The sequence below is a fragment of the Streptomyces sp. NPDC048436 genome, from assembly GCF_043200355.1.
Classification (GTDB): Bacteria; Actinomycetota; Actinomycetes; order Streptomycetales; family Streptomycetaceae; genus Streptomyces.
This window is the reverse complement of the sequence record NZ_JBICXP010000014.1, coordinates 132,975-145,680: the sequence shown is the minus strand read 5'-3', so window position 1 is coordinate 145,680 and position 12,706 is coordinate 132,975. Positions and strand designations below refer to the sequence as shown.

Genomic DNA, 12,706 nt, shown 5'->3' with positions numbered 1-12,706 from the left:
GCCGTCGGTGAGCGGTGATGCGCCGACGTCCAAGCGCCCCCATCAGCTGCGGAGCTGGAGCCACGGGCCGAAGCCAGGGAGCTGGAGCCACAGAGCTGACCTATCCAGCATCCCGCCGGTCGGCCCCGCGCGCATCCTCGGGCGGCCGAGCGTTAGTTCTACGACACGGTATCCGGGGCGAGTTAAGCTGTACTGCATGCTTGATATGCGGCGCATGCAAGTCCTCCGGGCAGTGGTGACCAGCGGTTCCGTCACCGCCGCCGCGCGGAACCTCGGCTACACGCCCTCCGCGGTGAGCCAGCAGATGGCGGCCCTGGAGAAGGAGGCCGGTATCGCCCTCCTGGAGCGCACCGGCCGGGGCGTGCGGCCGACCGACGCCGGGCGGCTCCTCACCGACTACGCGGTCACGATCGGCAACCACATCGCCGAGGCCGAGACCGCCCTCGCCGGGCTGCGGGCCGGGCGGACGGGGCGGGTGACCATGCGGTACTTCACTACGGCGGGGGCCACCCTCGTCGCCCCCGCGCTCGCCTCGCTGCGGCGCGCGCACCCGGACCTTCAGGTCGAGTTGAGGCTCTCCGACCCCGACGACCCGATGCCCGCCGTACGGGACCGGCAGGCCGATCTCGCCCTGGTGGTCAGGCCGCGGGGCCAACTGGGCGTGGACGGCGTCCGGTTCGAGCACCTCCTCGACGACCGGTACCACGCGGTGCTGCCCGCGGGGCACTCTCTCGCCGACAAGCCGGTCCTGGAGATGACCGACCTCGCCGACGAGCCGTGGGTCGCCAGCGAGTCGCCGGGACCCTGCCTCGACCCCATCCTCGAAGCGTGCGGCGCCGCCGGGTTCAGCCCGGACTTCGTGGTGGAGAGCGGGGATTACGCCACGGCACAGGGCTTCGTCGCCGCCGGTCTCGGCGTCAGCCTCGTCCCGCAGCTCGGCCTCGACGTCCCGCACTCCGGCGTGCTGGTCCGCGAGGTCCAGGGCCCGGTGCCGGTCCGGTCGGTCTACGCAGCGGTGCGAGGCCCCGCGCCCGACCGCCCCGCGGTACGGGGGCTGCTCGACGCGCTGCGGGACGCGGTGGCTCAGGCCGGCGCGGGACGGTCCTCAGAAGCAGGCCCCAAAGCCGATGCCGGTGCTGGTGCCGGTGCCGGTGCTGGTGCCGGTGCCGGTGCTGGTGCCGGTGCCGGTGCCGGTGCTGGTGCCGGTGCCGCGTAACACCGCACCGTGACCGTCTGTTCGGCACTCCACCGCTGCTCGCCCACGCCGAGGAACCGCCACCCCGTCCGTTCGTAGAGCGCGGTCGCCGAAGTGTCGTACGCGACGACGTCCAGGACCGGGCTCAGCCCCAGCTCCCCGGCCTCCGCCACGACCCGCGCGAGCAACAGCGCCCCGATGCCGTGCCCGCGGGCCCCCGGCGCGACGAAGAGCCGACTCACCACGGCGATCGCCTCCACCGGCATGCCTTCCCGCCTGCTCCACAGCGCGGGCGCCACGTCGTCCGCCGCCGCGCGGCACAGCGCGATGTGCCCCGCGACACGACCGTCGAGCTCGGCCACCCAGGCCCCGAGGAGCGAAGCCCCGGCCAGCCAGTCGGCGGGCCGCTCCGGCCAGTTGGTGGGATAGCCGTCGGCCTCGTGCACCGCCGCGAGCGCCTCGACGCAGGCGGGGAGGTCGCGCTCGCCACGCGGGCGGAGGCCGACGCGCGGCGGGACCGGAGCAGGGGCTGGACTCATCGGCGTATGCAAGCACAGAGACGGTATACGCGGCGCGCCCCGAACTTTCTTGACGGTGAGAAGACGCTTCCGGGAATGGGCGCCCCGCGCCCCCCGCGCTAAGGTCAGGATTCAGACAGAGCCTGCGTGACATGGGGGAGGCGGCCGCAAATGGCGCCGGATGAGGCTGTGATCGGGTGTACCGGTGAACTCGTCATCGGTACGCGTGGATCCGCGGGGCCCGGTGAGGTCCTGGTGCGGATCCGAGGGGGTTCCGAGACGTTTCTCGCCTGGTCCGACGAACCGCTGCCGCACGGCGCCGCCGTACTCGTGATCGAGTCGCGGGGATGCCGCCAGGTCGATGTCATCAAGTGGGCCGACCCGTTGGACGCGTTGGCCGGCGACGGTGCCGGCGGCGCCGGTTGAGGAGTCGATCGATGTTCGGTTACCGCGTTCCCGCCCCCGATGAGGCGATGCTGATCTCCGGCGGGCGGCGAGGACTTGGGGGCGCCCCCTTCCGGGTGGTGACAGGGCACGGCAAGTTCGTGCTGCCCATTTTCCGCAAGACCCGTTTCCTTACGCTGTCCATGTGCGAGGCGGAGGTCGCCGAGACCTGCGTGACACGTCAGGGCATCGCCCTGACCGTGCGGGCCGTGATCGCCTTCAAGGTCGGCAACGACACGGAGAGCATCGTCAACGCGGGCCAGCGCTTCCTCTCCGACCAGGACCAGATGTCGCTCCTGACGGGCCGGATCTTCTCCGGTCATCTGCGTTCCATCATCGGTTCGATGACGGTCGAGGAGATCGTCACGGAGCGGCAGAAGCTCGCCACGGAGGTCCTGGACACCTCGAAGTCGGAGATGGCGAAGATCGGCCTGCACGTGGACTCGCTGCAGATCCAGTCGATCGACGACGGCGACACCGGGTACATCGAGGCGATGTCCGCCCCGCACAAGGCCGCCATCCAGCGCCAGGCGCAGATCGCCCAGGCGCAGGCCACCCAGGCCAGCGCCGAGGCCGAGCAGGAGGCGGCGCGGAACCAGGCCGAGTACGCGCGGCAGACCGCGATCGTGCGGGCCCAGTACTCCGCCGAGGTCGAGCGGGCCGAGGCCAAGGCCGCCCAGGCGGGGCCGCTCGCGGAGGCGCATGCCCAGCAGGAGGTCCTTGCCGCACGGACCGAACTCGCCGAGCGCGCCGCCCAGTTGCGCCAGCAGCAGCTGGTCGCCGAGGTCGTGAAGCCCGCCGAGGCCGACGCCGAGCGCATCCGGGTCCTCGCGCTCGCCGAGGCCGAGCGGATGAAGATCCAGGCGGAGGCGGCGGCGTCGTACGACCGGGTCGCGCTCGACCGGATGCTGATCGACCAGCTGCCGCTGATCGTGAAGGAGGCGGCGACCGGCCTCGCCGGCGCCAACGTCAACGTCCTGAACGGGGCGGACGGCCTCGGCGAGATCGCGGCCGGCCTGGTCGGGCAGGGCCTGACGATCCTGGACTCGGTACGGAACAACCTCGGTACGCCCGCCGGGGAGACCCGGGGCGAGCGTGAACCGGGGGACGTCAAGCGGTACTTGGGCAGTGGGGCGCCGGCGCAGCGCGGGGAGTCGGAGGGGCGCAAGGGGGACGGGCCCGTGGAGATCCAGTAGCCGAAGTTCAGGAGCCGAAGCTGAGGCGGTGGCCCGCCGCGGGGGTGCTCCCCGCGGCGGGCCACGCGTGTACTCCTGACGATCAGCGATCAGCGATCAGCGATCGACGTTCGGCGATCGGCGATCGGCCCCGCGGTCTCAATCGGCCCCCGCGGTCTCAGGCGAGGGCGACCAACTCCCGGTAGTCCGGGCTCCACAGATCCTCGTTCCCGTCCGGCAGGAGCAGCACGCGATCGGGCCGCAGCGCGTCGATGGCCCCTTCGTCGTGCGTCACCATCACGATCGCACCCGGATAGGTCCCCACCGCGCCGAGCACCTCGTCGCGCGATGCGGGGTCGAGGTTGTTGGTCGGCTCGTCCAGCAGCAGCACGTTCGCTCCCGAGTGCACGAGGCCCGCGAGCGCGAGCCGCGTCTTCTCGCCGCCGGAGAGCACACCGGCGGGCTTGTCGGCATCGTCGCCCCGGAACAGGAAGGACCCGAGGACGCCCCGGACCTCACCGTCCGTCAGCTGGGGCGCGGCGCCCGCGAGGTTCTCCCGCACCGTCGCCCCGCCGTCGAGGGTCTCGTGCTCCTGCGCGAAGTAACCGAGCCGGGCCCCGTGACCGAGCACCACCCGCCCGCTGTCCGGGAGTTCGACGCCGGCGAGGAGACGCAGGAGGGTGGTCTTGCCGGCGCCGTTGAGTCCGAGGACGACGAGGCGGCTGCCGCGGTCGACGGCCAGATCTACGCCGCCGAGTACGCGATGGCCGTCGTACGCCTTGGCCAGGGCGACCGCACCGAGCGGCACCCGCCCGCACGGCACGGGCTCGGGCAGCCGGATCCGCGCGACGCGCTCGCCCCGCCGCGCGGGCTCGGTGGCGGCGAGCATCCGGTCGGCGCGGCGGGTCATGTTCTTCGCCGCGGTCGCGGTGGCCACGTGCGAGCGCATCTTCTCCGCCTGGCCGCGCAGCGAGGCGGCCTTCCGCTCCGCGTTCGCGCGCTCACGGCCACGGCGGCGCTCGTCCGCCGCGCGCTGGGCGAGGTAGGTGTGCCAGCCGGTGTTGTGTACGTCGATGGCGGCGCGGCCCGGGTCGAGCGCGAAGACGCGGTTGACGGTGTCCGCGAGCAGCGCGGTGTCATGACTGATGAGGACGAGCCCACCCGGATAGGACCCCAGATACCCCCGCAGCCAGCCGACCGAGTCGGCGTCCAGGTGGTTGGTCGGCTCGTCGAGCAGCAGGGTGTCGTGCCGCGAGAAGAGGATCCGGGCCAGCTCGACACGGCGCCGCTGACCGCCGGAGAGGTGGCCCACGGGCCCGTCCATGACGCGCTCGGGGAGGCCGAGTCCGGCGGCGAGACGGGCGGCCTCGGCCTCGGCGGCGTACCCGCCCCGCGCCTGGAACGCGTCGTCGGCGCGCGCGTAGGCGTCCATCGCCCGCTGCTGCTGAGCGAGGCTCTCGGCGGTGGCCATCGCGCTCTCGGCGGTACGCAGGTCCCGCGCCGCCCGGTCTAGGCCGCGGGCGGAGAGGATGCGGGCGGTGACGGTGCTGTGGGGGTCGGCGGCCGCGGGGTCCTGGGCGAGGTATCCCAGGGAGCCGGTGCGGGTGAGGGTTCCTCCGGCCGGGGCGGCCTGGCCCGCGAGGGTCTTGAGGAGGGTGGTCTTACCGGCGCCGTTGCGGCCCACGAGGCCGATGCGGTCGCCGGGGGCGATGTGGAAGGTGGCGCCGGCCAGCAGGAGCCGGGCGCCGACGCGGACGTCGATGCGTCGGGCGGTGATCATGAGGTAACGCTCCGCAGTAGCGAATGGACACACGGGTGACGTGGAGACCGGTGTCCTGGCTAGGAGATGCGGGGCGTCGACATGGGGGGAGGGTATCGGGGGCGGGGGAGGGGCCGCACGCGGATTTCATGCGGGGCAGGGCCTCCTGCCATGCGAGGCCCTGCCCCCCGATGGATGATCGGATCCATGGACGTCACCCTGCACCTGGCCCAGGAGCCGGAAGCCGATGAGCTGCTCGGCCGCAGTCCGCTGGCCGCGCTCGTCGGGATGCTGCTCGATCAGCAGGTTCCGATGGAGTGGGCTTTCGCGGGCCCGCATACGATCGCTCGGCGGTTGAACGCGGACGATCTCGATGCGGGGGAGATCGCGGCGTACGCCCCCGAGGAGTTCGCGGCACTTCTTTCCGCCAAGCCCGCGGTGCATCGCTATCCGGGGTCGATGGCGAAGCGGATCCAGCAGCTGTGCGCGTACCTGGTGGAGCACTACGGGGGTGACCCCACCGCCCTGTGGTCCGGCGCCGCCTCCGGCAAGGAGCTCCTGCAACGCCTGAACGACCTCCCCGGCTTCGGCAAGCAGAAGTCCCAGATCTTCCTGGCCCTGCTGGGCAAGCAGCTGGGCGTCCGCCCTGAGGGCTGGCGGGAGGCGGCGGGGGCCTATGGCGAGCCGGACGCGTACCGCTCGGTGGCGGACATCACGGGACCGGAATCCCTGCAGAGGGTGCGTGCCCACAAGCAGCAGCTCAAGGCCGCGGCCAAGTCCTCCCCGAAGTAGCCCCCGGCAGCCCGCCCCGCACCGAACAACCTCGCCCGCCCACCCGCCCGATTGCCCCGCAGCACCCACGGGAGCAGGCGCACATTCCCCGCGAAGGGGGCGGGGGTGGGTGGAGGACCCGCCCCGCCTGGGCGGGGGACCCCGCGTCACCCCGCCGCCCCGCCCGTAGCCCAAGAGAGCGGATCTCGCCGCCAGGACACAGCAAACGGCCCCCGCCGGGGGACATCACCCCTCATGAGCCGCGCAGCCCCCCGCCGCCACCCCGCGTGGCTCCGAGCTGCCCTCATCCTTCTCGCTCTCCTCGGCACAGTCCTCGCCCCCGCAGTCCCCGCAGCCCTCGCAGCCCCCGCCGAAGCCGCCCCGGCCTCCGCCCCGCCCGCAGCCGTCTCCAGCGAGCTCCCCGGCGAAGCCCAGCAGGACACCGCCGACAGCGCACTCCGCGTACCCACCAGGCGCCCCGCTCCGCTCCTCCGGACCACCCTCCACCGGGCCCCGCGGCCGTCCACACCCCAGCCCCATCCCCCGCGCCCCCACGTCCCCACCCCCCGCTCCGTCGTCCTTCGCTGCTGACAGGCCCCGCCCCGGCCCCCACCAGCAGCGAACAAGGACGGACACCCCCATGCCCATCGACCCTTACGCGGCCCTGCACGCCATGCTCCGCGCCGAAGCCGTACGCAACTCCCCGGTCCACTCCGACCCCACACCGACCCAAACGGACGAGGAGGACAACAAGCCCACCCACCAGGAGAACCAGCGCCCCGAAACCAGCTGACAGCTGACCCGGCGCAGACGCTCAAGGCGACCCCCTCAGCACTCCGTCGGCCTCCGTCGGCCCCCCGCCCAAGCGTCTGCGCCGAGCCGTCACCTCCGCGCCCCCAAAGACCCGTTCGAGGGATTCACGCGCCCCGTCGTGGACGGCATCGACCGGCTGTCACTCACTTCGGCCCCGGTTTGCCCCGCTTTCCTGCGTCATTTCCCCGCGCCGCACTCCGTCGCCATGGCTGCGCCCGGAGAGCCTTGCCCGGTAGGCTTTCCGTGTGATCTTCAAGCGCATCGGAAACGGCCGGCCGTACCCCGACCACGGCCGGGAAAGCACCCGGCAGTGGGCGGACGTCGCGCCGCGCCCGGTCCGCCTCGATCAGCTCGTGACGACCAAGGGCCAGCTGGACCTAGAGACGCTCCTCGCGGAGGACTCGACGTTCTACGGCGACCTTTTCGCGCACGTGGTGAAGTGGCAGGGCGACCTCTACCTGGAAGACGGACTGCACCGCGCGGTCCGCGCCGCACTCCAGCAGCGCCAGGTGCTGCACGCCCGCGTACTCGAACTGGGCTGACCCCCGGCGAAGAGCGAAGAGCGAAGAGCGAGCACCCGCACGGCCGGGCAGCCACGCCCGCAGGCCGCCAAGCCCTGCCATGCCACGCCCTGCCCGTTGACCCTTTCGGGTTGCACTTCACCTAAGCCAATGATCATTTAGTAGGCATCACGGCTCAGCCGCACTACGCTGCGCCCATGAGCATGCTCACTCCCCCCGGCATGGGCGGCAAGTACCGCATCACGGGGTCCAAATACCCGCGAATGCGCCGAAACCGGGGCCGCCGCAGGATCGTGCTCGCGGCGGTCGCATCCGTCGTCGCGGCCGGCCTGATCGGCTGGGGAACCCTGCAGCTCATCGACGTCTTCACGGGCGGCGACAAGGCCACGGCGGCAAGCGGGCGAGGCGACTGCGCCACCAAGTCCTCCCCCTCGGCCAAGGCGTCGAAGGCGAAGGCGCTGCCCGAACCGGGCCAGGTCACCGTCAACGTCTACAACGCCACGCCCCGCGGCGGCCTCGCGAAGAACGTCGCCGCCGAGCTCAAGAAGCGCGGGTTCACCGTCGGCAAGGTCGACAACGCGCCCAAGGCGTACGACAAAAAGGTCAAGGGCACCGGGCTGCTGCTCGGCTCCAAGACCGCCACGGACACCGCGCTGCCGGTGCTCGGCACGCAGCTGGCGGGCACCGAGAGTCGCACGGACGCCCGCAAGGGCGGCGAAGTGGACCTCATCCTGGGCACGAAGTTCAAGGATCTGGCAAAGAAAGAGGACGCCGACAAGGCTCTGGCGGTACTCGCCGAACCCAAGCCGACGCCCTCCGACGCCCGCGGTCACAAAGACTGCTGAGCGCCACTGGAACTGGTCCCCGGAACTACTCCGCGGTCCCGTACATCCGGTCCCCCGCGTCACCGAGCCCCGGCACGATGTAGCCGTGCTCGTTGAGCCGCTCGTCGACCGAGGCCGTCACGACCGTCACCGGCGTGCCCGCGAGCTCGCGCTCCATGACCTCGACGCCCTCGGGAGCCGCGAGCAGCACCACGGCGGTGACATCGTCCGCGCCACGCTTGATCAGCTCCTGGATGGCCGCGACGAGCGTGCCGCCGGTGGCCAGCATCGGGTCCAGGACGTACACCTGGCGCCCGGAGAGGTCCTCCGGCATGCGCGTCGCGTACGTGGACGCCTGCAGCGTCTCCTCGTCGCGGATCATCCCGAGGAAGCCCACCTCGGCGGTCGGCAGCAGCCGCACCATGCCGTCCAGCATGCCGAGCCCGGCGCGCAGGATCGGCACGACCAGGGGGCGCGGGTGGGACAGCTTGACGCCGGTCGTGGGGGTGACCGGGGTCTGGATGTCGACCTGCTCGGTGCGCACGTCCCTGGTGGCCTCGTACGCGAGCAGGGTGACCAGCTCGTCGGCGAGGCGCCGGAAGGTCGGGGAGTCGGTGCGCTTGTCGCGCAGCGTGGTGAGTTTGTGCGCCACCAACGGGTGGTCGACGACGTGGATCCGCATGTCCCCAACAGTAACCGCGCCCCGCACCGCCGACCGCGCCCAGGAGCGCCCTGCTTCCCCCGGAGGCCGTCCGGACTGTCCCCTTCCGGAACCTCCGTGGCACCTCCGAACCCTCCCGTCACGCACCCGGGCTCCACCCCGGACTCCTCCGCGATGGCATCAAACCCGCCGTACGGGGGAAAGTGGACGTACGACCTGGGGTGGTGGTGCGCATGCCTGACAGAGAGCCGGGCGGCCGAAAGACGGACCGCGAGACCGAAGCCGAGCGCCGGCGCCGACGCGCCCAGTTCCTCCACGAACGGGCCGAGGCCATCGAGCTCCGCGACCGCGTGAAGCCGCGCCGCGCCCGGGCGGCACGGATGCGTCAGCAGATGCGTATGCGCACGTTCCGCTGGTAGCGGCCACCTCTCACGCAGGCATCGGGAAGGCGTCCGCGAGACGCGACGCGGAACACAGCAGGCGGAAGACCTCTCCTACGGCCCTCGTTTCTGCCACGATTCCGAGTGGGCGGGGCTGGTTCAGCACTCCCCCGCTCCCCGAACTCGCCGGGGGGACACCCAGACCGTCAACCGGCACTGTCTATGACCAGTGGGAGAGTCACGGTGTACTTCGCCGCACTGCTCGCGCGCACCGAAGACGGGTGGGAAGCGAGCGACACGGAGCTCGACGATGTGGAGACCCTGTCGGATCTGACCGACCTGGCCCGTGAGGCCACGGCCGGCAGCGCTGAGGACGACACCGTCCTCGTCTTCATCGAACAGGAGGGCGCCTGGTTCGGCGTCGTCCGCGTGGACGGTGAGGAGGACCCTCGTATCTACGTCTCGGACGCGGCCGCGGCCGCTCGGAGTTCGTACGGCGAGATCCTGCTCACCGACGAGATGCTCGGCCGTGAGCCGGGCGTCGATGATCCGGTCGTCGACCTGGACGCCCTCGACCTGGACGGCACGGAGGACGGCGAACCCGCCGATCCCGACGCCGCCCCCGATTCCGCAGCCGACGACGACACGGGGGACGCCGCGGGCGACACGGCTCCCGCGGGGCCTCTCGGAGACACGGAGCTCCTCGCCGACCTCGGCGTACCCGACAAGGAGCTGCTCGGTCTGGAACCCGGTGACGCGCTCAGCGGCATCGCCGAGATCCTCGGGGCGGCGGAGGTGCTCGAGGCCGTCCGTTAGATCCCCTGGATCCCCCGGTAGGTTCCCGGTGTGACCGACCGGAACGACCACCTCACCGAATCCGATCCCGCGCCCGATCCCGCGCCCGACCCCGTCGGCGATCCCGTACGCGACCGCTGGCGGGCTCCCATGCGGCTCGCCCTGGCCGAGGCCGAACTGGCCGTCCGGGGCGGCGATGTGCCCGTCGGCGCCGTCGTGCTGTCCCCGGACGGCACGACGGTGCTCGCGGCGGGCCACAACGAACGCGAGGCGACCGGCGACCCGACGGCGCACGCGGAGGTGCTCGCCGTCCGCCGGGCGGCGCAAGCGCTCGGCGAGTGGCGGCTGAGTGGCTGCACGCTCGTCGTGACCCTGGAGCCCTGCACGATGTGCGCGGGCGCCCTCGTCCAGTCCCGCGTCGAGCGGGTCGTCTACGGAGCGCGTGACGAGAAGGCGGGAGCCGCGGGCTCGGTCTGGGACGTCGTACGCGACAGAAGGCTCAACCACCGCCCCGAGGTGATCGAAGGCGTCCTCGCGGAGGAGGCGTCCGTGCTGCTCACACGCTTCTTCCGGGGGCGTTGAGCGGCCGGGGCCAAACGGATTTCTGACCACGGCCCACTTTGGGCTAGAGTTCCTCTCGGTAGCGTGTCCGAGCGGCCGAAGGAGCTCGCCTCGAAAGCGAGTGTGGGGAGACTCACCGTGGGTTCAAATCCCACCGCTACCGCTCTTGATACGAAGGCCCCGTCCCTGCGGACGGGGCCTTCGTCGTTCCTCCGGCCGGTCGGCACCGCGTACGCGACCCCGTACACGACCGCGTACGCGAGAGCCCCGGCGCCGTGCTGACGCCGGGGCTCTCCCGATGGGACGGGGGGAGCGGCATCGGGGGGACAAGCCGCTCCCCCCGATGAGGACCGAACCCGCAAGCCTGCGCCGTCATCCGGGGGGGGGGAAGCCGACGGCGCGCGACCCCGCAGTGGGGTTCGTCCCGTGCCTGCGGATTCCTGCCAGATCCGCTGTGGCACATCTCCAATCCTGCCCGCCGCGCCACCGGGGGCGGCCGGGCAAAGGGCCTCGGCTGCCGGGCCGTTGGTCCCTAAAAGCCCCGTGAGTACGGGCCGGGTTAGACTCTCGCCGATCACAGGGGTCACGTCACCGGAGTCACAGGGGCGCAGCAGACAAGGGGAGGCCGGAGCGTGGCGGTGCAGTGGAAAAAGGTCGGACTCTTCGCGGTCGTCGTCTTCGTCTTCTACGTGATCGTCACTGACCCCGAGAAGGCCGCGGACTACGTGCAGATAGGCTTCGAGGCGGTTTCGGACGCCGCTCAGAGCATCGGTGACTTCATGACGTGGGTCGCCAACGGAGGCAAGGACTGAGCGGTTCCACGCCGTCCTCTCCCCCGGTTTCCCAGGAGTGCGCATGATCCGCCATCTGGTCCTTTTCAAGCTCAACGACGGTGTGCGGCGCGACGAGCCGCGTGTGGTCGAGGGCGTCGAGGCCTTCCGCGCGCTCGGCGGGCAGATCCCGGAGCTCGCGTTCTGGGAGTGCGACTGGAACATCACCGACCGGCCCATCGCGTACGACTTCGCCATCAACTCGGCGGTCGAGGACACCGATGCGCTGAAGCGGTACATCGAGCACCCGGCCCACCAGGCGGGCGTCGCGCTGTGGCGGGAGTTCGCCACGTGGGTGATCGCGGACTACGAGTTCTGAGCCGCCTGGCGCAGCGGCACCCCAGGAACAGCCCCTCACCGGAACGGTGAGGGGCTGTATTGCGTCTTATGCCCCAATTTGTTGCCCAACACGTAGTTATTGGGTGCTTGCACACAGTGCACATGTCTTGTGATGCTATGACCGCTTTTGACGGATGAGTTGACCAGGGTCGGCTGACCTTGACGGAGCTTCGACTGAGCTCGACCGGACTTGACTGGGCTTGACCGAGAAGGGGTGGCGTTGACCGTGCCGGCCAGTACTGCGCCTGAAGCACCGCCCGTGGCACCGCGAGCGAGCACCCCGAACACCTCGAACACCCCGAGCACCCCCAGCACCCCCAGCAGCAGGGGCGCCGACACCCGGGCCCTGACGCAGGTGCTCTTCGGCGAGCTCAAGGACCTGGAGCCGGGCAGCCCCGAGCACGGCCGCGTGCGCGGCGCGCTCATCGAGGCCAACCTGCCGCTCGTGCGGTACGCCGCCGCCCGCTTCCGCAGCCGCAACGAGCCGATGGAGGACGTCGTCCAGGTCGGCACGATCGGCCTGATCAACGCCATCGACCGCTTCGACCCCGAGCGCGGTGTGCAGTTCCCGACCTTCGCGATGCCCACCGTGGTCGGCGAGATCAAGCGGTACTTCCGCGACAACGTACGAACGGTCCACGTGCCGCGCCGCCTTCACGAGCTGTGGGTGCAGGTGACCGGCGCGACCGAGGACCTCACCACGGCCTTCGGGCGCTCGCCCACGACCTCGGAGATCGCGGAGCGGCTGCGGATCACCGAGGACGAGGTCCTGGCCTGTATCGAGGCCGGGCGCTCCTACCACGCGACGTCGTTGGAAGCGGCTCAGGAGGGCGACGGGCTGCCGGGGCTGCTCGACCGGCTCGGCTATGAGGACCCGGCACTCGACGGCGTCGAGCACCGCGACCTCGTCCGCCATCTCCTCGTACAACTGCCCGAGCGCGAGCAGCGCATCCTGCTGCTGCGCTACTACAGCAATCTGACGCAATCACAGATCAGCGCCGAATTGGGCGTTTCTCAGATGCATGTGTCAAGACTGCTGGCCAGAAGCTTCGCGCGACTTCGATCCGCAAATCGTATCGAGGCGTAACCGTATCGAGTGGACTGTCCTGACGGCGGTTCC

The 12,706-nt window shown here is 71.3% G+C and carries 15 protein-coding genes, 1 tRNA gene and 1 pseudogene; 14 read left to right on the top strand and 3 right to left on the bottom strand.

The window, feature by feature from the left end; all coding sequences use genetic code 11:
• Window positions 1–196: 196 nt before the first annotated feature.
• Entirely contained in the window at window positions 197–1,216 is a 1,020-nt protein-coding gene (locus tag ACGFX9_RS34265; protein ID WP_393482329.1) for a LysR family transcriptional regulator, read from the top strand.
• 59 nt (window positions 1,217–1,275) lie between these two features.
• Here ACGFX9_RS34265 and ACGFX9_RS34260 read toward each other — a convergent pair.
• Window positions 1,276–1,734 (bottom strand): annotated as a pseudogene (locus tag ACGFX9_RS34260) (GNAT family N-acetyltransferase); the annotation flags it as partial.
• 150 nt (window positions 1,735–1,884) lie between these two features.
• Here ACGFX9_RS34260 and ACGFX9_RS34255 point away from each other — a divergent pair.
• Window positions 1,885–2,139: a hypothetical protein gene (locus tag ACGFX9_RS34255; RefSeq protein WP_393482326.1), complete on the top strand. Its 255-nt coding sequence runs from the start codon at window positions 1,885–1,887 to the stop codon at window positions 2,137–2,139.
• Window positions 2,140–2,150: 11 nt separating this feature from the next.
• Window positions 2,151–3,353 carry a flotillin family protein gene (locus ACGFX9_RS34250; protein WP_393482323.1) on the top strand — a complete coding sequence of 401 codons (1,203 nt, stop codon included), beginning with the start codon at window positions 2,151–2,153 and terminating at the stop codon, window positions 3,351–3,353.
• 157 nt (window positions 3,354–3,510) lie between these two features.
• On the opposite strand, the gene ACGFX9_RS34245 is transcribed toward ACGFX9_RS34250, so the two are convergent.
• Window positions 3,511–5,112 carry an ABC-F family ATP-binding cassette domain-containing protein gene (locus ACGFX9_RS34245; protein WP_393482320.1) on the bottom strand — a complete coding sequence of 534 codons (1,602 nt, stop codon included), beginning with the start codon at window positions 5,110–5,112 and terminating at the stop codon, window positions 3,511–3,513.
• A 186-nt stretch (window positions 5,113–5,298) separates the two neighbouring features.
• On the opposite strand from ACGFX9_RS34245, the gene ACGFX9_RS34240 reads away from it, so the two are divergent.
• The 4 genes from ACGFX9_RS34240 (at window position 5,299) to ACGFX9_RS34225 (ending at window position 8,041) form a co-directional block, all read left to right on the top strand.
• A complete protein-coding gene (locus ACGFX9_RS34240) occupies window positions 5,299–5,883 on the top strand; it encodes an HhH-GPD-type base excision DNA repair protein (protein ID WP_393482317.1) in 585 nt (194 codons plus the stop codon).
• A gap of 619 nt (window positions 5,884–6,502) precedes the next feature.
• Window positions 6,503–6,655 (top strand): hypothetical protein, encoded by a 153-nt coding sequence (locus ACGFX9_RS34235; RefSeq protein WP_393482314.1) that lies wholly within the window; start codon window positions 6,503–6,505, stop codon window positions 6,653–6,655.
• 265 nt (window positions 6,656–6,920) lie between these two features.
• A complete protein-coding gene (locus tag ACGFX9_RS34230; protein ID WP_003955420.1) occupies window positions 6,921–7,217 on the top strand; it encodes a type II toxin-antitoxin system VapB family antitoxin in 297 nt (98 codons plus the stop codon).
• 176 nt (window positions 7,218–7,393) lie between these two features.
• Window positions 7,394–8,041, top strand: a complete 648-nt coding sequence (locus tag ACGFX9_RS34225; protein WP_393482311.1) for a LytR C-terminal domain-containing protein — start codon at window positions 7,394–7,396, stop codon at window positions 8,039–8,041.
• Window positions 8,042–8,066: 25 nt separating this feature from the next.
• Here the strand turns inward: ACGFX9_RS34225 and upp are convergent, their stop codons facing one another.
• The gene (gene upp / locus ACGFX9_RS34220; RefSeq protein ID WP_393482309.1) at window positions 8,067–8,702 is read right to left on the bottom strand and encodes a uracil phosphoribosyltransferase; all 636 of its coding nucleotides are present in this window, start codon (window positions 8,700–8,702) and stop codon (window positions 8,067–8,069) included.
• A 212-nt stretch (window positions 8,703–8,914) separates the two neighbouring features.
• Between upp and ACGFX9_RS34215 the strand changes: the two genes are divergently transcribed.
• The 7 genes from ACGFX9_RS34215 to ACGFX9_RS34185 all read left to right on the top strand — a co-directional run bounded on the left by ACGFX9_RS34215 (window position 8,915) and on the right by ACGFX9_RS34185 (window position 12,673).
• Window positions 8,915–9,100: a hypothetical protein gene (locus ACGFX9_RS34215; RefSeq protein WP_393482306.1), complete on the top strand. Its 186-nt coding sequence runs from the start codon at window positions 8,915–8,917 to the stop codon at window positions 9,098–9,100.
• A gap of 204 nt (window positions 9,101–9,304) precedes the next feature.
• A complete protein-coding gene (locus ACGFX9_RS34210; RefSeq protein ID WP_393482521.1) occupies window positions 9,305–9,877 on the top strand; it encodes a hypothetical protein in 573 nt (190 codons plus the stop codon).
• A 129-nt stretch (window positions 9,878–10,006) separates the two neighbouring features.
• Window positions 10,007–10,438: a tRNA adenosine(34) deaminase TadA gene (tadA, locus tag ACGFX9_RS34205; RefSeq protein WP_393482518.1), complete on the top strand. Its 432-nt coding sequence runs from the start codon at window positions 10,007–10,009 to the stop codon at window positions 10,436–10,438.
• A gap of 57 nt (window positions 10,439–10,495) precedes the next feature.
• Window positions 10,496–10,580, top strand: a tRNA-Ser gene (locus ACGFX9_RS34200).
• Between the two features lie 469 nt (window positions 10,581–11,049).
• Entirely contained in the window at window positions 11,050–11,229 is a 180-nt protein-coding gene (locus ACGFX9_RS34195) for a hypothetical protein (RefSeq protein WP_393482303.1), read from the top strand.
• 43 nt (window positions 11,230–11,272) lie between these two features.
• Window positions 11,273–11,566, top strand: a complete 294-nt coding sequence (locus tag ACGFX9_RS34190; protein ID WP_393482300.1) for a Dabb family protein — start codon at window positions 11,273–11,275, stop codon at window positions 11,564–11,566.
• A 246-nt stretch (window positions 11,567–11,812) separates the two neighbouring features.
• The gene (locus ACGFX9_RS34185; protein WP_393482297.1) at window positions 11,813–12,673 is read left to right on the top strand and encodes an RNA polymerase sigma factor SigF; all 861 of its coding nucleotides are present in this window, start codon (window positions 11,813–11,815) and stop codon (window positions 12,671–12,673) included.
• Window positions 12,674–12,706 lie beyond the last annotated feature (33 nt).

Bases quoted from the DNA above. Each gene is read 5' to 3' on its own strand.
- ACGFX9_RS34265 (WP_393482329.1), top strand. From the start codon at position 197: ATGCTTGATATGCGGCGCATGCAAGTCCTCCGGGCAGTGGTGACCAGC.
- ACGFX9_RS34255 (WP_393482326.1), top strand. From the start codon at position 1,885: ATGGCGCCGGATGAGGCTGTGATCGGGTGTACCGGTGAACTCGTCATC.
- ACGFX9_RS34250 (WP_393482323.1), top strand. From the start codon at position 2,151: ATGTTCGGTTACCGCGTTCCCGCCCCCGATGAGGCGATGCTGATCTCC.
- ACGFX9_RS34245 (WP_393482320.1), bottom strand. From the start codon at position 5,112: ATGATCACCGCCCGACGCATCGACGTCCGCGTCGGCGCCCGGCTCCTG.
- ACGFX9_RS34240 (WP_393482317.1), top strand. From the start codon at position 5,299: ATGGACGTCACCCTGCACCTGGCCCAGGAGCCGGAAGCCGATGAGCTG.
- ACGFX9_RS34235 (WP_393482314.1), top strand. From the start codon at position 6,503: ATGCCCATCGACCCTTACGCGGCCCTGCACGCCATGCTCCGCGCCGAA.
- ACGFX9_RS34225 (WP_393482311.1), top strand. From the start codon at position 7,394: ATGAGCATGCTCACTCCCCCCGGCATGGGCGGCAAGTACCGCATCACG.
- upp (WP_393482309.1), bottom strand. From the start codon at position 8,702: ATGCGGATCCACGTCGTCGACCACCCGTTGGTGGCGCACAAACTCACC.
- ACGFX9_RS34215 (WP_393482306.1), top strand. From the start codon at position 8,915: ATGCCTGACAGAGAGCCGGGCGGCCGAAAGACGGACCGCGAGACCGAA.
- tadA (WP_393482518.1), top strand. From the start codon at position 10,007: ATGCGGCTCGCCCTGGCCGAGGCCGAACTGGCCGTCCGGGGCGGCGAT.
- ACGFX9_RS34190 (WP_393482300.1), top strand. From the start codon at position 11,273: ATGATCCGCCATCTGGTCCTTTTCAAGCTCAACGACGGTGTGCGGCGC.